A 21,291-nucleotide genomic window follows, 5' to 3' on the forward strand; every position below is an offset into this window, starting at 1 on the left:
GGAAATTATATGAAATTTACCGGTTTGACTGAAAAGGAAGTTGAAAAGTCAAGGCAGGATCATGGCTCAAATGTAATACCTGATTCGGAACCTACCACATTTTGGCAGGAGTTCAAGGAGACATTCAATGATCCTATGATCAGGATACTTCTTGCTATCGCAGTACTGATGATAGTGATGTTTTTCTTTGGCTATGCTGAAATTTATGAGCCGCTTGGAACTATTATTGCGGTAATAATAGTAGCCATTGTATCTGCAAAGACAGGTGTGGCAAGTGATACAAAGTATCGTGAGTTAAAGGACAACACAAAGAAGGATACTTGTAAGGTCTACAGAAACGGTCTTGTAACTGTTATAGATGTGGATGATGTAGTAGTAGGAGACTTTGTACTTTTACAATCGGGAGATAAGATACCTGCTGACGGTATTTTAATAGACGGAGATTTAAGAGTAGACAACTCAGCCCTAAACGGTGAGGCCGAGGAGTGCAAGAAAACTGCAGCAAAAGAGGGATTTGAGTTAAAAGAGGATATCACAGGTGATACATTTGTGGATGCTCATTCACTCTTTAGAGGTGCTGTAGTATTTGACGGAGAAGGTGTTTTAGAAGTTAAGAGAGTCGGACTTAAGTCAATGATGGGTAAGATGGCTCTTGAAATGAACGAAGACGATCCTGATTCACCACTTAAGGTAAAGCTTGGAAAGCTTGCGAATCAGATATCAATTTTCGGATATGTGGGTGCTACAGTAATAGCGATACTTTACTTTGCTTATTTTATAGTAAGAGCGGGGGGATTCGGCAACTATTTTGCTCTTGGAGCACAGACAATCGTGCAGGATCTTATAAGAGCTGTTACTCTTGCAATAGTTATTATCGTATGTGCCGTTCCTGAAGGATTGCCTTTAATGATATCCTTGGTACTTATGCAAAATACCAGCAGAATGCTTGATCATAATGTACTTGTAAGAAAGGCGGAAGGTATCGAGACTGCAGGTTCACTGAATATACTTTTCAGTGATAAGACAGGAACTATTACAAAGGGAAGTCTTGAAGTAGTGGATTTCTTCCTTGCAAACGGAAACTCTATTGCTATACCTGACTTAAGTGACCACAGCAAAGTAAAAGGTCTTATAGATATCGCAATCGGTAAGAATACTCAGTCATTGTTTGATGACAGAGGCGTGGTAATAGGTGGTAATGCAACAGATCAGGCATTGATGAAATTTATAGGACATGCTACTTTTGATGCATTACAAAATGAAAAGAGTCTGGTAGTAGGAGCACATCAGGGATTTAACTCAACAAATAAATTCAGCCAGGCAAGAATAGATTCTCTTGATAAGACATTCTATAAGGGTGCGCCTGAGAGACTTCTTGCAAAGGCTAAGAAGTTCTTAGATGAGAACGGAGAAGTAAAGACAATTGATAAGGCTGTTCTTGACAGAAAGATTGACGAGCTTGCAGCAAGAGCTATGAGAGTTTTGGCATTCGGATATTCACAGAAGGCTCTTGTAGAAAATACTATAAATGATGATATAGTTATCATAGGTCTGGTAGGTATCAGAGATGATGTAAGACCTGAGGCTAAGGATGCTATAGCTGAGGTTATGGGAGCAGGTATCCAGGTAGTAATGATTACAGGTGACAGACTTGAAACAGCTATTGCTATCGCAAAAGATGCAGGTCTTATACAATCTAATTCAGACAGAGCACTTTCATCGGCAGAACTCAATGAAATGAGTGATGATGAAGTAAAGAAACTTATACCTCATATCAGAGTTATCGCAAGAGCTCTTCCTACAGATAAGTCAAGAATGGTAAGACTTTGCCAGGAGATGAACCTTGTTGTAGGTATGACGGGAGACGGAGTAAACGATTCACCTGCACTTAAGAGAGCAGATGTAGGATTTGCTATGGGTAACGGTACAGAGGCTGCCAAGGAAGCAGGTGAGATAGTAATTCTTGATGACAACTTCAGATCTATAAAGGACGCTATACTCTATGGTAGAACTATCTATCACAATATCCTTAAGTTCTGTAAGTTCCAGTTGGTTATAAATGTTACTGCGGTTATAGTAAGTGCTATTGCCCCGTTCTTCGGAGTGGAAGAGCCGCTTAAAGTAACTCACCTTCTGTTTGTAAACCTTGTAATGGATGGTCTTGGCGCAATAATGCTTGGAAATGAGCCGGCTAAAGAAAGCTATATGATGGAAAAGCCAAGAAGAAGAGATGAGAATATCATCAGCAAAAATATGGCTGTTCAAATTTTAAGTATGGGACTCTGGCTTACAGTACTCAGCTTTATATATCTTAAGGTTCCGTTCTTTGCAAATCTGTTTGACGGAAAAGAGGAAGAACTTCTTACAGGATATTTTGTACTCTTTATAGCAAGTGCACTCTTTAACGGATTTAATGTAAGAGATGAAGGCTTCGGAATATTTAAGGGACTTAATGAAAATACAGGCTTCCTTAAAGTGTTCTTTGCAATCATCATAGTACAGGCGCTTATCGTAAATGCAGGTGCCATACCTTTTGCACCATTCCAGTTTATCGGAAAGATGTTTAGCTGTGTACCGTTTAGTATACAGGGATGGATAGTAATATTCATACTTGCATTCACAATGATACCTGTAGATATACTCAGAAAAGTTGTAATGAAAACATATAAGGATGCTTAATAAGTAATATGGGGCTGTCGCTTGCGACAGTCCTTTTTTATTGGAATATAAGTATATCCGTTATTGTATTTTAGACATATATACGGTAAAATGAGATTATTATATACAATCTAAATTCTAAAAGTTCTAAATTTCAAAAATGATCAAAGAATAATCCAACAGTAAAAATTTTTGGTATAATAAGGAGGAGATATGCAAGATAAGGATGTAACAGAGAAGATGCTTGAAAAGTACAATGACGTTTTTGCGGATATTCTAAATGTACTTTTATTTGGCGGTAGAAACGTGGTAGATGAAGCCGCGCTTAAGGATGCATTGCCGATGAGTATGCTGAAGATTGACGGCAGGGTAAGATCACAGGAAAGAGATATAGCAAAGTATTGGCATAAAAACAAAATAAATGTAGCATTATTCGGACTTGAAAATCAGACAACAGCGAATAAAATTATGCCACTTAGAGTATTTGGATATGATGGGGCGGAATATGTAAAGCAAAGCAGAAAAGAAAACATTGACAAGGCAAAGTATCCGGTGATTACTTTGGTTCTGTATTTGGGATATGAAAAGAGGTGGAACTATCCAAAAACACTTTTTGAAATACTGGATATAGATGAAGAAATAAAGCCATATGTAAATGATTTTAAGATAAACTTATTTGAGATAGCTTATTTAGATAAAGAAAAGATAGACTTATTTAAAAGTGATTTTAGGATACTGGCTGATTACCTGTATCAAATGAGAAAAAACAGAGATTATATAGCTGATGAAACTGCCATTGCCCATGTGGAAGAACTTCTAACATTAATGTCTGTAATGACAGGCGATAACAGATTTGAAGAAACTATAAACGAATTGAAAGGGAAGGAGAAAGTTAATATGTGTGAAGTGCTGGATAGAGTAGAGGCCAGAGGCATTGAAAAAGGAATAGAAAGAGGCATTGAAAAAGGAATAGAAAAAGGCATTGAAAAAGGTAGGGTGGTAGGACGACAGGAAGGTGTTATAAGCATACTTGCATCTTTGGTCAATGACGGAATACTAAGTATTGATGAGGCTGCTGTCAGAGCAAATATGAGTGCCGAAGATTTTGAGAAATTTATAAAGTGATATTTCTAAACACAATTTGTATACAATCCTTACCGACTTTACTTTTTGTTCATTTTTTGTTAAAATTAAAATGTTGTTTTGAACAATGAAAATTGAATAAGGAGGTGCTTTTATGTCACAACTGGGAAGTATAATAATAGCGGTATTACTCTCAATAGTTGTTGTGGCGCCTCTAAGTTGGAGTTTAGCGATTGCTCATCGTAAGAAGTCATATGAAGATAAGATCGGATCAGCAGAGATTAAATCCAGAGAAATAATAGAGGAAGCCTTAAAAACAGCCGAGACAAAGAAACGTGAAGCTCTCTTGGAAGCGAAAGAAGAGTCAATAAAGACAAAAAATGAGCTTGATAGAGAGGTGAAAGAAAGAAGGGCAGAGTTAGCCCGCTATGAGAAAAGAGTACTTAGTAAGGAAGAGAACTTGGACAAGAAGCAGGATTTACTTGAAAAGAAAGAAGAGAGTGTTCTTGCAAGAGAAGAGAAGATATTAGCAAGGAGCAAGGAAGTTGAATCCCTGTATGATAAGGGAATCGCCGAGCTTGAGAAAATATCCGGACTCACAAGTGAACAAGCTAAGGAATTTTTGTTACAATCAGTTGAAGATGAAGTAAAACATGACAAGGCAAAGCTTATTAAAGAGCTTGAAAATGTCGCAAAGGATGAAGCCGAGAAAAAGGCTAAGGAATATGTGGTTACTGCGATTCAAAGATGTGCAGCAGACCATGTGGCTGAGACGACAGTTTCAGTAGTTGCGTTACCGAATGACGATATGAAAGGTAGAATCATAGGTCGTGAGGGTAGAAATATACGTACACTGGAACAGCTTACAGGAGTGGAGCTTATCATTGACGATACCCCTGAGGCGGTAGTTTTATCCTGTTTTGATCCTGTAAGAAGAGAAGTGGCCAGAGTAGCACTTGAAAAGTTGATTGTTGACGGTCGTATTCACCCTGCAAGAATTGAAGAGATGGTGGATAGGGCAAAGAAAGAAGTTGACGGTATTATGAGAGAGGAAGGCGAGAATGCGGCACTTGAGGTTGGTGTTCACGGCATACATCCTGAGCTCATAAAATTACTTGGAAGAATGAAATTTAGGACCAGTTATGGTCAGAATGCTTTAAAACATTCTATTGAAGTGGCACAGTTGTCAGGACTTTTAGCAGCAGAAGTTGGAGTGGATATTAGATTGGCGAAGAGAGCCGGTTTACTACATGATATTGGAAAAGCCATCGACCATGAGGTGGAAGGTTCACATGTACAGATTGGTGTGGAACTTTGTAAGAAGTACAAGGAACATCCGGTTGTAATCAATTCTGTAGAATCACATCATGGAGATGTTGATCCGGATTCACTTATTGCATGTTTGGTACAGGCGGCAGATACTATTTCCGCAGCAAGACCGGGTGCAAGAAGAGAAACACTGGAGACATATACTAACAGACTGAGTCAGCTTGAGGAAATCACTACATCATTTGACGGAGTTGAGAAGTCATTTGCTATCCAAGCAGGACGTGAAGTAAGAATCATGGTATTGCCTGAGAAAGTAAGTGATGACGATATGGTTATTTTAGCCAGAAACATCTCAAAGAGAATAGAAGAAGAGATGCAATATCCGGGTCAAATAAAAGTAAATGTGATCAGAGAATCAAGAGTGGCAGATGTTGCAAGATAATAATAGGGCGATAGCGAGTAGCTGTCGCCTTTTTTAATGTAAAATTATAAATTTTGATTGTAACCTTTTGGTAAGTATTTTAAAGAAAATATCATATAATAGTAATTGACTGAAACTAGAATATAGTATTTAATAGTATGGAGAGAATATTATATAAACATATAGATATGAGTGAAAGGAAATATATGAAAAATTTCGGGAAAAAATTTGCCGTAGCGGCAATAAGTGGAATAATAAGTTTGGCGGCTTCTATAACTGCATTTGCGGCATCGGGAATCAAGTCTGTAAAGATAAATATAAAATCTGATGCTATTACAGTAGGTAAAGACAGGGATATAAACGATATTACGGTAAATGTATCAGGAAGCAATTACTACATTGACGGTGTCGATTTTATGGATATGGGTACTACCTGGGAGATTACAGATACTCCTAAGATTACAGTACATTTGTCTGCAAATGAGAATTATTACTTCAGTGTTTATAAGGCTGAGGACTTTAAAATAACAGGTGGAGAGCTTATAGAGGCGAGAAGAGAGAACAGTTCAAATGATTTATACGTAGATGTACAGTTACCGGCGTTGATAAATCAGGTATCACCTATAGAAACGGTAAATTTAGGTAGTAACGGTCAGGCTGCATGGAGCATATCACAGGGGGCTTCAGGTTATCAGGTGAAGCTTATAAGAGATAATACATCTACAGTCGGCGGAGTACAGAGTTTTACTACAAACAGTGCAAACTTTAAGTCACTCATGACAAAGTCAGGTACATACACATTGAAGGTTAGAGCTGTAAACGGTGACGGTACAAAGAGCAGTGCATGGGTATCATCAAGCACAGTAACAATAAGTCAGGCTGAGGCTGCAAATAATTACAATGAGAGTAAGAATGCTACAACACTTCAAGGCACATGGCAGAGAAATGCTACAGGTTGGTGGTATGCATTCTCTGACGGTACATATGTAACTTCATCATGGAAGCAGATAGGCGGTGAATGGTACTACTTCAATGCTGACGGGTATATGCTTGTGGGATGGCAGAATATTGGTGGCAACTGGTACTATATGGATCTTAACAGAGGAAACATGCTTTCAAATACCACAACACCTGACGGATACTTTGTAAATGAGTCAGGCGCATATGTTGCAAGATAATAAATAATATAGTGTATATAAAAAGAAACTCCGAACTGTAAGACAGTTTAGAGTTTCTTTTTAAGTTAATGTAAATTTACTTTAATATCGACAAATCTTTTTGAGGTATTTAGATTCCCTTTACAACAAAGCTGAATTTCAAATTACCTTTACCCTTTATCAGGTAATCTTCAAGAGTAGGTGCACCCCAAGTATCATCGCCTCCGATACCCATCTGTGCAAGATTTACACGAAGTACAGTCTTTGTGACAGGCGGCAATTCAAAGTCATGTCTTGCCTCTTCAATCTCACTCGGAGTATAGGCAAGAGCTGAAACATTAATACAATTTCCTGCAACTATAAGGCCTCGTCCCTTCTTATCGGTAATCTTTGCAAATCGTACATGAGATTTATTTCCACTCTCCTGTGGTGAGAGATATTTAGCGAGCTGATCCGCTACCTTTCCTTCGAAAAGATCGATCTTTGCGCCCGGAAGTCTGTCGGAGTAAGTTTCCATAGGACCTGCACCATACCATGAAATATTTTCATATTCAGGCTTTAACTTAAACATTGTACCGAACTCAGGTAAATCATATTGACCTGTTTCACTCTTATAGTCCATATTTATCTTGATGCTGCCGTCACCAAACACTTCATATTCCACAGTTAGCTCATCGGCACATTCAGGCAGGGCGTATTTATAAGTTACAGATACATAAGTATCATATTCCTTTATAACAGGTCTGAATGCAGGCCAATAAGTACTGTCTTCACGTGGAACTTTTGTAGTGGCATAAAGTGAAGCCGTTTTCCATTTGGAATATCTGAAAGGCATACTGTTGCCGTAATCATTGTCTGTAGGCGGTCTCCAGAAATTAGGTCTGGGTATAGCTTTAAGCAGCTCCTTTCCGGCATATCTGTAGGACACAAGTCCGCCGAAATTCTGAGAGAACAGAGCTTCAAAATTATCACCCTTTATTCCGAAGTTTACAACTCCCATTGTGAGCTTAAACGGTTTTCTCTCACAAAGCGGTGTATCACAAATAACAGTCTCATCAAATTTTGAGAAAAGAGCATCATATGCCTTTTTACCTTCTCTTAAAACAACTTCCGTAAATGAAACTTCGCCAAGGTTATATAAGGTATCAATATCAAAAACGGCCTTAACACCTAAAACAAGCTCATCGCCATATATATTAAAAAGCTTTCCGGCCTTTTCTTTGATATTTAGAGAATGCTCAGTCTTTGACAATCCTTCACCTTTTAAAGAAAAACTTCTTTCATATAAAGTTTTTCCGAATTTCTTTATATAAATAACAAATTTATAGTCATTCAAATCTCTGAAAAGATTTCTGTTGTGTACATATAATAAGTCTTTGTCAAAGTCTATCTTTAAATCAACAGGTCTGTAATTATATCTTACCGCCTGAATTTTAGGAGATATATCTCTGTCGCCTCCGTATACTATACCGTTTCCGCTGAAGTTATAGTCGGTAGGAGAGTCATCAAAATCTCCTCCGTAGTACTGAGTATCATTGCCGAAAGGATCCTTACCGGTAATGCTTTGATCGATATAGTCCCAGATAAATCCGCCTTGGAAAAGCTCCTCTTCCCATGCAAGCTCGGTATAAAGTTGCATACCTCCACATGAGTTACCCATTGCATGAGTATATTCACATTCAATAAAAGGTTTGTCTCTATGAGTTTTCAAAAATTCCTTTACATCAGCTACCTTGGCATACATTCTGCTTTCGATATCTGAGGTATCATTGTAACGACGGTCATTGAAAACACCCTCATAATGAACAAGCCTGCTTGAATCTTTTTGCCTGAAGAATTCGCTCATCTCATATATATCGCTTCCTCCATAGCTTTCATTTCCACATGACCAGATAAGTATGGAAGAGTGGTTTCTGTCTCTCATATACATGGAGTTTGCTCTGTCAAGTAAAAGCGGCATCCACTCCTTCTTATCGCCGGGAACTACCATATCATAGTCGGAAACACCGCTAAGAAGTCCGTCCCAGCTACCGTGAGACTCAAGATTACATTCATCCATAAGATAGATGCCGTAGATATCACATAGCTCATATAGTGCAGAGCAGTTTGGATAATGGCTTGTTCTTATAGCATTGATATTGTTTTCCTTCATGGTAACTATATCTTTTTTGACTTCCGCATAGCTGATTGCACGACCGGATTTAGAACTGAAATCATGTCTGTCCACACCGGCAAACACGATTCTTTTACCGTTGACAGTCATTATATTAGATGAATTTTTTTCAAATAATCTAATACCGATTTTTACAGAAGTTACTTCAAGTAAATTATCACCGTCATATATTTCGATATACAGAGTATAAAGATTTGGAATTTCCGCACTCCAAAGTTTTGGCTCATTTATCTCAAATAAAACATTATTTTCACCGGAAACCTGATCCTTATCAAGCTCTGATACAAGAGTTTTATCAAAGAAACATTTAAACTCATTAGACTTTAAAGTCATATCAAAAGCGTCATATAATCTGAGTTTGACTTTGGCACTTTGGCTTAGAGTCAATGATATATTAAGTTTGACTTTATCAAGATTCTTATTTTCAAATATCTGGTTTACACCTATATCTTCTAAATGACATTTAGGTTTTGCATAGAGACAGATATCTCTAAAAATTCCTGAGAATCTGAAGAAATCCTGATCTTCAAGCCAGCTGCCGGAACACCATTTTGTAACCTGTATTGCAAGTTTGTTCTCACCCTTTACTATATATTTACTTAAATCAAACTCGGAAGGAGTAAAACTGTCTTCACAGTAGCCTATATAATGACCGTTTAGCCATACTGCGGCCGCACTCTCAACACCTTCCATTCTCAAAATAATGTTCTTTCCGGCAAAGCTTTCAGGTAATGTAAAGTATTTTACATAGCTTGCAACAGGATTAAAGTCAATAGGAGACTGCCCTGATTTAAGCTCCTGTCTACCGTCCCAAGGGTATGCAACATTGGCGTAATGAGGTCTGTCATAGCCCTCCATTTGTATATGTGCCGGAACTCTGATATCCTCCCAGTTTTTGCAGTCAAAGCTTAAAAGCTCAAATCCGTCAGGAGTGGAAGCAGGATTGATTGAGTAGTCAAATTTCCATACACCGTTCAGATTGTAGTATAGGGAAGACTCACCCTTTATAAGTTCATTCCTATTTGCAAATAACTTATGGTCTGAATGTGCCGGAAGTCTGTTTTCCTCAAAAACAGTAGGTTCTAAAATGTTTTTTAAGATATCTTTATTCATTTTTACCTCTCTTAAAATTATATTTTATCAATAAAAGGTATGAAATCTTACCACAGTTTATCCTGTGTCAGGTTTCACACCTTTTAAAAAGAATACGTATATTACTTTACCGCACCTGTAATTCCTTCAGCAAACTGCTTCTGGAGCACGAAGAATATGATAACTGTAGGTATACTGCAAAGAAGTACCGCAAGCATAAGTACACCGTAGTCGGTTACATAGCCTTCCTTTAAGTTGGCCACCAACATAGGCATTGTAATGGATGTTTTTTCAGTCATTATTACTTTTGGCCAAAGATATGAGTTCCATGCACCCATAAATGTAATGATGGCTGCTGAAGCATATGTAGACTTCATGGTAGGGATAAAAATTCTAAGGAATATATTAAATTCATTTAATCCGTCAAGTCTTGCAGCTTCAAGAATATCATGTGGGAATGATCTGGCACTCTGTCTAAAGAGCATTATCAAAAACGGGGTGGACAGTGTGGGAAGTAAAAATCCTAAAGTTGAGTTTAAAAGTCCCCATTTTGAAAACATCTGAAAGAGCGGGATCATAATAGCCACAAAAGGAACCATCATAGCCAACAAAAGTATAGCCATAATAGCGTCCTTTGCCTTATCATGATAGATTTCAAAACCGTATCCGGCAAGTGAGCAAATAAATAGTGCCAATATAGTCATCATTATAGAGTATTTAAATGAGTTTATCATAGCACCGCTGACATCACTTGCACCAAGCAGGTTTGAAAGGTTTTTAAAGAGATAATTACCCGGAAGGAGAGCACCTCTTATTACATCTATGCTGGTATGAGTAGCACTGACCGCCATCCAATATAGCGGGAAAACCGATATAAGTGAAACAATGGTCAAAAATACATATTTTGCAACAGTTCTTATCTTAGTCACGCTTATCACCTACTTTCATCTGTATTGTGGCAAGTACTGCCACCAAGATCAAAATAAAGAATGACATGGCGGCTGAATAGCCGAAATTAGGTACATACTTAAATGAAGAGTTATAAATATAATGAGACATTGTGATAGTTGCATTTGCCGGACCGCCACTTGTAAGATTGACAGACTCATCAAACAACTGCAATGTACCGTTTGTTGACATGATAGCTGTAAGTAAAATCATCGGCTTTAAAAGCGGGATGGTTATTTTTCTGAGTATCTGGAAATATGTTGCTCCGTCAATCTTTGCCGCTTCATATATGGAGTACTCTATATTTTGAAGTCCTGCAAGATAGAAAACCATATTGTAGCCTGTCCATCTCCAAAGCAGAGCAATTATAATAACAATTCTTGCTGCAAAAGGATTTGAAAGGAAATTATAACCGGTATGTAAAATTCCAAGATTTACAAGAACGGTATTTATATAACCGTCCACTGCAAAAAGTGATCTGAATATAATGGCATATGATACAAGAGATGTAGCACATGGTAGAAAAATACAGGTTCTGAAAAGCCCTTTAAACCTTAAATGCTTATCATTTAATAAAGATGCCAAAAGCAGGGCAAATAAAAGCATTATAGGTACCTGAACGATCAGGTATATAAAGGTGTTTTTCAAAGACTGCATAAAGATTGCATCAGCAAACATTCTCTTATAATTTGTCAATCCGGCAAAAGATATTTTTGCACCCACACCGCTTTGCATAGATAAAATTATGGCCCTTATCATAGGATAGAAACTCATAACGGCTATAAGCACGGTGGCAGGGGTCAAAAATATCCAACCTGATATATTTTGTTTTTGTGAGAGTGAAAGTTTTTTCTTATTCCCCATAAATTTCTCCTTCGATTAAACAAGGGGCAGACTTGACTATGGCCAAACCTACCCCCTGACAAAATCTTAAAAATTATTTACCCATTGCGAAATTAACAGTGTCCTGTACAGTTTTAAGCTCGCTGTCAACATCAGCACCGGCAATGATATTTGTTGCCGCAGCAGCTACAGCATCTCTTGCTTCATAGTAGTAAACACCTGTATTATTCTTTGGTGTCTTTGAGGCAAAGTCTGTAAGTAAGCTGTAAACCTGCTGTCCGCCAAAGAACTCTACCTTTTCTGCATAAGCTTCTGTACCGCCTGCAGGTAACCATGTAGCCAATGCACCGCTTGGAAGAATATTGTCATAAAGCTCTGTGCTTCCTGCAAATGTCTTTGCAAGGAAATCAACTGCCAAATCTTTCTTCTTTGAGCCGGCATTTACAGCCCAGCTTGAACCACCGTTATTTGAATAGTTTGTCTGCTCGCCTACACCTGCAAGTTTTGGAAGATTTGTTACAGCCCACTTTCCTGACTGATCCTTGGCAGCTCTTATAGAACCCATAATCCAGCATCCGTTGATAGTTCCGGCTACGGTCTCGGTATTCATTGTAGTGATATACTGATCCCAGTCGTTTACAAGGATCATAACACCTGATTCCTTAAGCTTTTTATATGTCTCAAGAGCCTTCTTCAATGTTTCGTTTCCTACGATATTCGGGTCACCCTTGTCATCAAAGAGTGAAGCACCTGTAGATTGAAGGATAATCATTATAATATCTGCTTCATTTGCCTGACATGAGAGCAATGGCTTTCCGGTCTTAGCAAGTACATCCTTACCGATCTCTATATATTTGTCCCAGTCGATATCTGTAAGATCGGCTACAGTATAGCCTGCCTGCTCAAGGATATCTGTTCTGTAAGCTGCGATAACTGTACCGTTATCAAAAGGAACACCGTAGTTTACACCATTTACGGTTGAGTAAGCCAATTTACCCGGTGCAAACTGTGTAAAGTCAAAAGCCTTTGTTTCAGTCAAGTTTGCAAAAACATCAGGGAATGAAATCTGATTCTTCCAGAAAGCATTATCCTGCATAAGGAAAATATCAGGTAATGTAGATAAATCACCTGCAACACCTGCAGTGTTGAGCTTTGTCTGTAAATCAGCCCATGGAGTTTCAACTACATTGAGTTTGAAATCAGGGTGATCTTTTTGATAAACCTTAGCTGCCTCATTCATCGCATTGATATTGAATGCAGGATCCCAACACCATACTGTAAGAGTATTGTCATCTGCAGCAGTTGCCGCATTATCTGCAGCCTGTGAACCGCTTGTTGAAGCTTCTTTGCCACCGCCACATCCTGCAAGTAAGCCGGTGCACAATGCACCTGCCATAAGAACACTTAAAATTTTCTTTTTCACAAAAAGTCCTCCTTATCGTTACAATCAGTTGAGTTGGCTATATAAAGTGGGTTGAAAGCCTGTAAAACTCAACCTGAATTGTCATCATTTTCAGAAATTATACAATATTGTGAAAATAATTGTCTATGGTAGTTTTATACTATTATAAAAGATATAATTGTTTATATTGTATATCAAAAAAAGTAAAAACAATAGAATGAGCTAAAATAATTAAGTAAATAAGAAATATGTATTTAATACATAAAAAAGCTCTTTGAAAATTGAAAAAACTTTCAAAGAGCTTCAGTATTTGTAATTATAGAATATTAAGTAGATGCTTTGTCAGTTTTGCATAAAATTTCTAACTGAACTGTTTTATCAAATTAATGATATTATCAACACCGTTTGTGGCATCCGAGTTTGACATAGCATCTATATACTTTTGTCTGTTTTTATAAAGTTCTGATATTTCCGCGGCAAGTGAAATATTTGAAAGTGCCTCTTCATCTATTACTTTAGAATAACCGGCATTTTCAAAAGATTCGGCATTTAATATTTGATCGCCTCTTGAAGCGGCACCTGAGAGCGGTATCAAAAGATTCGGTTTTCTGAGTGCCAAAAGCTCGCATATTGTATTTGCACCTGCTCTTGAAACGACCACATCGGCAAGAGCAAAGAAATCCTTCAGCTCCTTATCCACATATTCATATTGAAGATAACCGGATCTTCCCATAAGCTTTTCGTCTACATTACCCTTACCGCAGATATGTATTACATTAAACTCTTTTAATATATCATCAAGAGATTTTCTGATTGCCGTATTTACTATAACGGAGCCGAGACTTCCTCCTATGATAAGAAGAGTCGGTTTCTTATCAAATCCTGTCAGTTTAAGAGCCTCTTCCCTGTTACCGCTTAAAAGCTCTTTCCTAATAGGCGAACCTGTAAGTACAGCTTTTCCCTTTGGAAGATACTGTAGAGTCTCCGGGAAATTGGTACAGACTTTCGTAGCAAACTTGGTTGCTATTTTATTTGCAAGTCCCGGTGTAATATCAGATTCATGTATGATAACAGGAATCTTTAAAAAAGCCGCAGCCATAACTACAGGAACACTGACAAAGCCTCCTTTTGAGAAGACTATATCGGGTGCATACATTTTTATGATTTTCTTTGCTTCAAAAAGTCCTTTTACCACTCTGAAAGGATCACTGAAGTTTTTCAGGTCAAAGTATCTTCTGAGCTTTCCTGAAGATATACCTTCATATGGAATATTTTGAGCCTTTATAAGGCCTTCTTCCATACCGTTTTTACTGCCTATATATTTGATATCAAATCCGGCTTCTTTTAATGCAGGCAAGAGAGCAATGTTCGGTGTGATATGTCCTGCGGTACCGCCACCTGTTAATATTATTTTTTTCATATTATTTCCATTCTTTATGTTATAATTAAGCCTATATATTAAGTATAATTTAACAAGTATAAATATTCAAGTGAGGAGAATGCAATGATTGGTATAATCGGTGCTATGGAAGAGGAAATTTCAAAGTTGAAAGAAATTATGGAAAATAAAGAGACAAAAGTCATAGCCGGTATGGAGTTTGTACAGGGAAAGATAAGTGGAAAGCCTGTTACCGTAGTACGCTCAGGTATAGGTAAGGTTAATGCGGCGGCATGTACTCAGATACTGGCGGACAGATTCGGAGTGGGAACGGTGATAAATACCGGAATTGCCGGTTCACTGAAGAATGAGATAAATATAGGAGATATAGTGCTCTCCACAGATGCCGTAATTCATGATATGAATGTTGAAGGCTTCGGATATCCGAGGGGACAGGTACCGAGAATGGATGTATTTGCATTCCCTACAGATGACGGTTTAAGGGTACTTGCAAAGAAAATCTGTGAAGAAGAGCTGAAAGATATTTCTGTTTTTGAGGGCAGAGTCTTAAGCGGTGATATATTTGTGTCAGATAAAGAAACCAAGGAAGATTTGAAAAACACTTTTGGCGGATGCTGTACTGAAATGGAGGGTGCCGCAATAGCACAGGTTGCATATTTGAACGGAATGAAAGCGCTTATAGTCAGAGCCATATCCGATAAGGCGGATGACAGTGCAAGTATGGACTATGCCGAGTTTGAAAGAAAGGCAATAGAAAATTGTGTGAAGCTTACTACAAGATTGATAGAAACTATTGATACTTCCCACTATTGCCAATAGTATATAGTTGTTATAAAATAAAAACAATATATTGTTTTAGAACATTATGGTTATATGACCGTAACAAATTATAAACACAGAAAGGCGTATAATATGAACAAGACAGTAAGTTTTGATTATTCAAAAGCAATGGCATTTTTGGGGGAGGATGAGCTTCAAAATTTTAAAACAACCACATTGAATGCCAGAGATACATTATTATCAAAGTCGGGAGCAGGATCCGATTTCTTAGGCTGGATCGATCTTCCTATATACTATGATAAGGAAGAGTTTGAGAGAATAAAGACTACAGCAAAGAAGATACAAAATGATTCCGATGTACTTTTGGTAGTGGGAATCGGAGGCTCATACCTTGGTGCCAGAGCTGCGATAGAGTTTTTGAGTCACAGCTTCTATAACTGCTTGGATAAATCACAGAGAAAAACACCACAGATAATATTCTGCGGAAATTCAATATCATCAAAGTATATAGCAGATTTGAAGGATGTTTTGAAAGATAAGGATTTTTCTATAAATATAATATCAAAGTCGGGAACTACAACAGAACCTGCTATCAGTTTTAGAGTATTTAAAGAACTTCTTATAGAAAAGTATGGAAGAGAAGAAGCAAATAAAAGAATTTATGCAACTACAGATAAGGCAAGGGGTGCACTTAAATCACTCGCCAACGAAGAAGGATATGAGAGCTTCGTAGTACCTGATGATATAGGTGGAAGATTCTCGGTACTTACAGCTGTAGGTCTGCTTCCGATAGCTGTTGCGGGAATAGATATTGATGAGCTTATGGCAGGTGCCGCAGCTATGAGAGAAGAAGTAATCGGAAAGCCTTTTGAGGAAAATCCTTCACTTTTATATGCAGCAATCAGAAATATATTCCTTAGAAAAGGAAAGAATGTGGAAGTTACGGCAAATTATGAGCCGAGTCTTCACTATGTATCGGAATGGGTAAAACAGCTCTTTGGTGAGAGTGAGGGTAAGGACGGCAGAGGTATTTTTCCTGCAGCAGTTGATCTGACAACAGACTTACACTCTATGGGACAGTATATCCAGGACGGTGGAAGAATGTTGTTTGAAACCGTACTTGATATAGAAGAATCACCTGCAGAGATTTTATTGAAGGAAGAAGAGACGGATACGGACGGTATGAACTATCTGGCCGGAAAGAGTGTGGATTTTGTAAATAAGTCAGCAATGAACGGTACAATACTTGCACATACAGACGGTGATGTTCCGAATCTTAAAATAAATATACCTAATGAGAGTCCTTTCTCACTTGGAAGTTTATTCTATTTCTATGAGTTTGCATGTGGTGTGAGCGGATACATACTCGGTGTAAATCCGTTCAATCAGCCGGGCGTTGAAAGTTATAAGAGCAATATGTTTGCATTACTTGGAAAACCGGGATATGAAAGTCAGAGAGAAGAACTTCTAAAGAGGCTTAACTAAAGATGTTCAGGCTTTGGGGAAAGATATTCAAAGACAATCGATTGTTAAAAGACCATGTTGCAACAGATGTCGATTACAGTAAAGACAGAAAAACAATGATATTTGATGCGATAAGAGAGATATGTCATAAATTTGATATAGCAGAACCTATATGGCTTTTGCCTAATATAGATGACTTTGCTTATAGAGGTAAAGTAAGATTTAATGCTGACAACTTTATAGAACAAATAGATTTTGACTATCTGGAAATACAAATAATAGAAGAATAATAAAATGGAGAGTGTATTATGGCAGAACCTATTTTAGACTATGACAGTTTTTTTGAAGGTGCAAAAAGTGCCCTGCTGGAGCTTGACACATTGAGTACAGAAGAGGAAAGACTCAGAGCTGAGGGCGACAGAGTAACCAAAGCTATAGAAGCTGAAAAGAAAGCCACAGAAGGCAGAATAGCCGAGACCACATCTAAAAGATTAAAAGAGATAACATCCACATATGATGCCGAGATTAAAAAGGCTGAAGATATCCTAAAATCTTTGGAGGCAAAGAAGGGTAAGGCAAAGAGTAAAAAGGTAAGTGAAAGAATTGCCGATGAAACTAAAGAATTGCACGATCATATAGCAAATACAAAATCTGAAATAAAAAGCGAGATAAAAAAAGAAAAATTGCCGGGATTTTGCGGAGGAAGATTATATCACACATTTTATTTCCCGCACAAATTCTTTGATTTTGTAAAGATAGTTTTAGCTGTACTTGTAATATTCCTTGCAATACCTATGGTAATTTATAAGCTGATACCGAATCACAGAACTATATATTTACCTTTTATTTGCTTTGCGGTTATTATTTTGATAGGCGGATTGTATGTATTGATAGGAAATCTTACAAAAGCAAGACATAGAGACAGCCTGCTTAAGATAAGAGCTATGAGAGATACTATTGACAATGATTTTAAGAGAATCAAACTGATAACAAAAGAGATAAATAACGACTCGTCAGAGGAAAAGTATGATTTGGGAGCTTTTGATGCCGAGATAGAAGAAGCAAAGATTAATGTACAGAGTATAAAGGATAAGAAAACTGCAGCTGTAAGCGAGTTTGAAAACAGTACAAAGAAAATTATTGCAGATGAGATAACGGATAATTCAAGAGAAAAACTTGAGAGTCTGAACAATGAGCTGGAGGTGACAAAGCAAAGCCTCGGAAGTATAGCTTCAAGAAGATCGGAGATAAACTTAGATATATCCGATAAGTATGAATCATATCTTGGAAGAGACTTTTTACAGCCGTCAAAGATAGAGGCTTTACAAAAACTTATAAGTGACAAGGAAGCGTCCAATCTGATTGAGGCTATAGATCTGTACAAAAGAAGACAAAACGGATAAGAGATGATAGAAGATAAGGAAATAAAGAAGCGGGAGCTTAAAGACAGAATAATAGTAACTGCCGATCTTGATGAGAAAAATGCTCCAAGATCCAGAAGAAGACAAAATGTCAACTTTTTTGTAGAAAGGGGGAGGTTTATCCTCCTCCTGCTTGCTTTAATAACTGCTTTCACAGTTGTATTTACATTAATAAAGCGGTATAAGAGTTATGATAAATTTAAACTGAAATGGATTCATGAACTCAGTGAGGGCAGTCTTGTAGGTTATGAAAAGCTTGGTAACGGTTTTTTAAAGTACTCAAAAGACGGTGCATTGTATTTAAAGCCCGGCGGAAAAGAAGTGTGGATAGAAAGCTATGAGATGTCAAATCCAAAGACCGATAATAACGGTAAATATGTGATAATATTTGATGTCGGAGGAAATGATCTTGAAAGCTATACAAAAGACGGCAGGGTGGCGGCTATAGGTACTGATTTACCGATACTTAAGGCTGTTGTATCAAAAACCGGTATAATTACCATATTGGTAGAAGATTCAAATTCAACATATATATTTTTCTACAATAAAGAGGGCGAACAGCTTAACATAAGTATAAAGTCAAAGCTTGCCGGAGACGGCTTTCCTACAGATATAGCATTGTCACCTGACGGAACCGCACTTATGGCAACATTCCAGTACTTAAAGGGCAGTTCAATGATGGGAAGAGTCGTTTTTTATGATTTCTCGGAGATCGGACAAAATATGCCGAATAGAGTTGTAGGCGGTTTTGATGAAGAGTTTGTTTCTTCAATGGTGGCAAGAGTAAGGTATTTTGATAAAATAAATTCGGTAGCAATTGCATCTGACGGACTTTATTTCTTCTCGTCAAAGAATGTTGCTTCTCCAAAGCTTATTAAGACAATAAAGGCCGAAGAAGATATTGAAGCTGTGGACTTTGAGGGAAATAAACTTTGTGTAGTATATAAAAACACATCGGAAAAATTTAATCACACATTATATATATACTCAAAAGAAGGCGATGTTATTTTGAAAAAAGAGTTTTTGGGAGATTTTTCAAATCTTGATATGCAAAAAGGGTATATTTATCTGACAAAGGATGATAAGGCGATAATAATGAACACGGCAGGTGTAATAAAATACAGCGGCAGCCTTGATTCAAATATACATAAGATCGTAAAAAGAGGTTTGTTATCAGGATTTACAATACTTGGAGATAATGACTTTAGAGGAATAGTACTTAAGTAATATAAAGGAGAAAATATGGAACAGGTATGCGTAGGAGTTGACATTGGAGGAACAAGTGTAAAGCTGGGTATATTCACACTTAACGGAAATCTTTTAAAAAAGTGGGAAATACCTACGGAGCCTAAAAACGATCCTAAGGCACTTATCGAAAAAATAGGAAAGTCTATAAAAGAAACATTGAAAGAGGCAAGACTTACTCTTACAGATTGTGTAGGTGTAGGAATGGGGGTTCCGGGACCTGTAATGCCGAACGGATTTATAGAGGTAGTGGTAAATATAGGATGGAGAGAAGTTTTTCCTGCCAGAATACTGTCAGATTTACTTGCAGGTATGCCTGTGGCACTTGGTAACGATGCAAATGTGGCGGCACTTGGAGAAGCATGGATGGGAGGCGCAAAGCATCAGCAAGATTCCGTAATGGTAACTCTTGGAACCGGAGTAGGTGGAGGAATTATAATAGACGGGAAAATTGTTCCGGGAAAGCACGGTCTTGGCGGAGAGATAGGGCATATGCATGTCAGAGAGTCTGAGACTGAAAAATGCAATTGCGGTGGAAAGGGTTGTCTTGAACAGATATCAAGCGCTACAGGAATAGTAAGAGAGGCAAAAAGACTTCTTGCAACAAAGAAAGTTGCATCAAGACTTGCCCTGCTGGAGGATATAACTGCAAAGGACGTACTTGATGCGGCCAAGGCAGGTGATGCTATAGCGCTTGAAGTTGTGGATACAGTTTCAAAATATCTGGGAATAGCGCTTTCACACTTGGCAATGACTGTAGATCCGGAAATATTTGTTATAGGTGGTGGAGTATCAAAAGCCGGAGATTTCCTTATAGATAAAATAAGAGAAAAATTTGAATATTATACACCTATAACAAAGAATAAGGCGGATATAGTTCTTGCAAAGCTTGGAAACGATGCCGGAATATACGGTGCGGCAAAGTTGGTATTAGGATAAAAGAATATAAATCATTTCTTAAAAAATACTTTCATATTAAAAACTTGTTTTTATAAGGTTCAAGTGATATAGTGTCAGATATCAAAATGATGTTTAAATAGCATAAAGTCATTTGACTTAGGAGGAATTAAATATGAAGAAAAGATTTTTGATAACAGTTTTAGGATTGACAATGGGAAGTGCTTTATTATTCAGCGCATGCGGTTCAAAAAAAGAAACTGCACAAACAACACAGTCAGTTGCAGAGACTACTACAAAGGCTGAGGAAAGCACCACTGCAGAGACAACAACAGCTGCAAGTGTAAAAGTAGATATAAATTATGATATAGCAAATCACCTTGATGAGTCATTTGATGATGTCGGAAGTGCATTCGGAACAGCCGCATCCGATGAGAAGGCCGAAGCCGGTGAGAGAATTGTAAAGTATGCAGATCCTGAGAGAGTTTTACATTACTATGATGACAAGTCGGGCGGATATGTACTTGAAGCTGTAAGTGCAAAGGCCGGTGACCTTTTAAGCTTTACTGCAGACAGCGTTAAGCTTGATGATATTTTGGAACAGATGGAAGGCGAGAAAGCCACAGGGCTTGAGTCAAATGATGCATACCTTACAGTAGGTGTGAAGGGAGACAGCAATATCGTATTCCAGTCGGAAGGATATTACTTCATAGTATCTGTGGGCAAGGACAATGTTGTTTCAAAGGACAGCGCCGCAGCAATAGTAACGGAGGACAGAGCGGGAATTGATACTGCAGGTGAGACAACAAAGGCACCTTCAGAAATCAAGACACCTGAAACAACAGCGGCAAAGAAATAATTTATTTTCAAGAAAAATATAAAAAGCAAACAAAAAGTCGAAGGAATATTACAAGATATGTCAGAGAAGTATCGTATATTCTTTCGGCTTTTTTTGTTGCAAAAAGTAATAAAGCAAAAACTCAAAAAAATACAATTAGTATAAATGAATTTTATCGTTGATAAATAATAAAAATATGAT

At 37.6% G+C, this 21,291-nt stretch carries 16 protein-coding genes; 11 read left to right on the forward strand and 5 right to left on the reverse strand.

What is annotated here, in order from left to right; all coding sequences use genetic code 11:
* Positions 1–9: 9 nt before the first annotated feature.
* The 4 genes from HMPREF1140_RS02100 to HMPREF1140_RS02115 all read left to right on the forward strand — a co-directional run bounded on the left by HMPREF1140_RS02100 (position 10) and on the right by HMPREF1140_RS02115 (position 6,609).
* Positions 10–2,679, forward strand: coding sequence for a calcium-translocating P-type ATPase, PMCA-type (locus HMPREF1140_RS02100; RefSeq protein ID WP_009662245.1), 2,670 nt, complete (start codon positions 10–12; stop codon positions 2,677–2,679).
* Between the two features lie 192 nt (positions 2,680–2,871).
* Complete coding sequence (locus HMPREF1140_RS02105; protein WP_009662247.1) at positions 2,872–3,783, forward strand: Rpn family recombination-promoting nuclease/putative transposase; 912 nt, start codon at positions 2,872–2,874, stop codon at positions 3,781–3,783.
* Positions 3,784–3,895: 112 nt separating this feature from the next.
* Positions 3,896–5,452, forward strand: coding sequence for a ribonuclease Y (rny, locus tag HMPREF1140_RS02110; RefSeq protein ID WP_009662260.1), 1,557 nt, complete (start codon positions 3,896–3,898; stop codon positions 5,450–5,452).
* Positions 5,453–5,637: 185 nt separating this feature from the next.
* Positions 5,638–6,609 carry a cell wall-binding protein gene (locus tag HMPREF1140_RS02115; protein ID WP_035619737.1) on the forward strand — a complete coding sequence of 324 codons (972 nt, stop codon included), beginning with the start codon at positions 5,638–5,640 and terminating at the stop codon, positions 6,607–6,609.
* 109 nt (positions 6,610–6,718) lie between these two features.
* Here HMPREF1140_RS02115 and HMPREF1140_RS02120 read toward each other — a convergent pair whose 3' ends face one another.
* The 5 genes from HMPREF1140_RS02120 to HMPREF1140_RS02140 form a co-directional block, all read right to left on the reverse strand.
* Positions 6,719–9,874 (reverse strand): glycoside hydrolase family 2 TIM barrel-domain containing protein, encoded by a 3,156-nt coding sequence (locus tag HMPREF1140_RS02120; RefSeq protein WP_009662249.1) that lies wholly within the window; start codon positions 9,872–9,874, stop codon positions 6,719–6,721.
* 101 nt (positions 9,875–9,975) lie between these two features.
* Positions 9,976–10,782, reverse strand: a complete 807-nt coding sequence (locus tag HMPREF1140_RS02125; protein ID WP_009662231.1) for a carbohydrate ABC transporter permease — start codon at positions 10,780–10,782, stop codon at positions 9,976–9,978.
* Complete coding sequence (locus HMPREF1140_RS02130) at positions 10,775–11,665, reverse strand: carbohydrate ABC transporter permease (protein WP_009662268.1); 891 nt, start codon at positions 11,663–11,665, stop codon at positions 10,775–10,777. Before HMPREF1140_RS02130 ends, HMPREF1140_RS02125 begins: the two co-directional genes overlap by 8 nt.
* A 73-nt stretch (positions 11,666–11,738) precedes the next feature.
* A complete protein-coding gene (locus HMPREF1140_RS02135) occupies positions 11,739–13,067 on the reverse strand; it encodes an ABC transporter substrate-binding protein (RefSeq protein ID WP_009662273.1) in 1,329 nt (442 codons plus the stop codon).
* A 340-nt stretch (positions 13,068–13,407) separates the two neighbouring features.
* On the reverse strand, positions 13,408–14,466 hold the full coding sequence (locus HMPREF1140_RS02140) for an undecaprenyldiphospho-muramoylpentapeptide beta-N-acetylglucosaminyltransferase (protein WP_009662230.1): 1,059 nt from the start codon (positions 14,464–14,466) through the stop codon (positions 13,408–13,410).
* Between the two features lie 84 nt (positions 14,467–14,550).
* On the opposite strand from HMPREF1140_RS02140, the gene HMPREF1140_RS02145 reads away from it, so the two are divergent.
* The 7 genes from HMPREF1140_RS02145 to HMPREF1140_RS02175 all read left to right on the forward strand — a co-directional run bounded on the left by HMPREF1140_RS02145 (position 14,551) and on the right by HMPREF1140_RS02175 (position 21,111).
* Complete coding sequence (locus HMPREF1140_RS02145; RefSeq protein ID WP_009662282.1) at positions 14,551–15,264, forward strand: 5'-methylthioadenosine/adenosylhomocysteine nucleosidase; 714 nt, start codon at positions 14,551–14,553, stop codon at positions 15,262–15,264.
* Positions 15,265–15,357: 93 nt separating this feature from the next.
* Complete coding sequence (locus HMPREF1140_RS02150; RefSeq protein WP_009662256.1) at positions 15,358–16,710, forward strand: glucose-6-phosphate isomerase; 1,353 nt, start codon at positions 15,358–15,360, stop codon at positions 16,708–16,710.
* A 2-nt stretch (positions 16,711–16,712) separates the two neighbouring features.
* Entirely contained in the window at positions 16,713–16,979 is a 267-nt protein-coding gene (locus HMPREF1140_RS02155; protein ID WP_009662272.1) for a hypothetical protein, read from the forward strand.
* Positions 16,980–16,997: 18 nt separating this feature from the next.
* Positions 16,998–18,092: a hypothetical protein gene (locus HMPREF1140_RS02160; protein WP_009662236.1), complete on the forward strand. Its 1,095-nt coding sequence runs from the start codon at positions 16,998–17,000 to the stop codon at positions 18,090–18,092.
* Positions 18,093–18,095: 3 nt separating this feature from the next.
* Positions 18,096–19,337: a DUF5711 family protein gene (locus tag HMPREF1140_RS02165; protein ID WP_009662269.1), complete on the forward strand. Its 1,242-nt coding sequence runs from the start codon at positions 18,096–18,098 to the stop codon at positions 19,335–19,337.
* A 15-nt stretch (positions 19,338–19,352) separates the two neighbouring features.
* Positions 19,353–20,294 carry an ROK family glucokinase gene (locus tag HMPREF1140_RS02170; RefSeq protein ID WP_009662278.1) on the forward strand — a complete coding sequence of 314 codons (942 nt, stop codon included), beginning with the start codon at positions 19,353–19,355 and terminating at the stop codon, positions 20,292–20,294.
* 133 nt (positions 20,295–20,427) lie between these two features.
* Entirely contained in the window at positions 20,428–21,111 is a 684-nt protein-coding gene (locus HMPREF1140_RS02175; protein ID WP_009662248.1) for a hypothetical protein, read from the forward strand.
* The last annotated feature ends 180 nt before the right edge of the window (positions 21,112–21,291 follow it).

Source organism: Lachnoanaerobaculum sp. ICM7 (assembly GCF_000287675.1).
In the GTDB taxonomy this organism is placed as follows: Bacteria; Bacillota; Clostridia; order Lachnospirales; family Lachnospiraceae; genus Lachnoanaerobaculum.

Excerpts from the sequence above, each read along its gene's own strand:
- HMPREF1140_RS02100 (WP_009662245.1), top strand. The coding sequence starts at position 10 with ATGAAATTTACCGGTTTGACTGAAAAGGAAGTTGAAAAGTCAAGGCAG.
- HMPREF1140_RS02105 (WP_009662247.1), top strand. The coding sequence starts at position 2,872 with ATGCAAGATAAGGATGTAACAGAGAAGATGCTTGAAAAGTACAATGAC.
- rny (WP_009662260.1), top strand. The coding sequence starts at position 3,896 with ATGTCACAACTGGGAAGTATAATAATAGCGGTATTACTCTCAATAGTT.
- HMPREF1140_RS02115 (WP_035619737.1), top strand. The coding sequence starts at position 5,638 with ATGAAAAATTTCGGGAAAAAATTTGCCGTAGCGGCAATAAGTGGAATA.
- HMPREF1140_RS02120 (WP_009662249.1), bottom strand. The coding sequence starts at position 9,874 with ATGAATAAAGATATCTTAAAAAACATTTTAGAACCTACTGTTTTTGAG.
- HMPREF1140_RS02130 (WP_009662268.1), bottom strand. The coding sequence starts at position 11,665 with ATGGGGAATAAGAAAAAACTTTCACTCTCACAAAAACAAAATATATCA.
- HMPREF1140_RS02140 (WP_009662230.1), bottom strand. The coding sequence starts at position 14,466 with ATGAAAAAAATAATATTAACAGGTGGCGGTACCGCAGGACATATCACA.
- HMPREF1140_RS02145 (WP_009662282.1), top strand. The coding sequence starts at position 14,551 with ATGATTGGTATAATCGGTGCTATGGAAGAGGAAATTTCAAAGTTGAAA.
- HMPREF1140_RS02150 (WP_009662256.1), top strand. The coding sequence starts at position 15,358 with ATGAACAAGACAGTAAGTTTTGATTATTCAAAAGCAATGGCATTTTTG.
- HMPREF1140_RS02155 (WP_009662272.1), top strand. The coding sequence starts at position 16,713 with ATGTTCAGGCTTTGGGGAAAGATATTCAAAGACAATCGATTGTTAAAA.
- HMPREF1140_RS02160 (WP_009662236.1), top strand. The coding sequence starts at position 16,998 with ATGGCAGAACCTATTTTAGACTATGACAGTTTTTTTGAAGGTGCAAAA.
- HMPREF1140_RS02165 (WP_009662269.1), top strand. The coding sequence starts at position 18,096 with ATGATAGAAGATAAGGAAATAAAGAAGCGGGAGCTTAAAGACAGAATA.
- HMPREF1140_RS02170 (WP_009662278.1), top strand. The coding sequence starts at position 19,353 with ATGGAACAGGTATGCGTAGGAGTTGACATTGGAGGAACAAGTGTAAAG.
- HMPREF1140_RS02175 (WP_009662248.1), top strand. The coding sequence starts at position 20,428 with ATGAAGAAAAGATTTTTGATAACAGTTTTAGGATTGACAATGGGAAGT.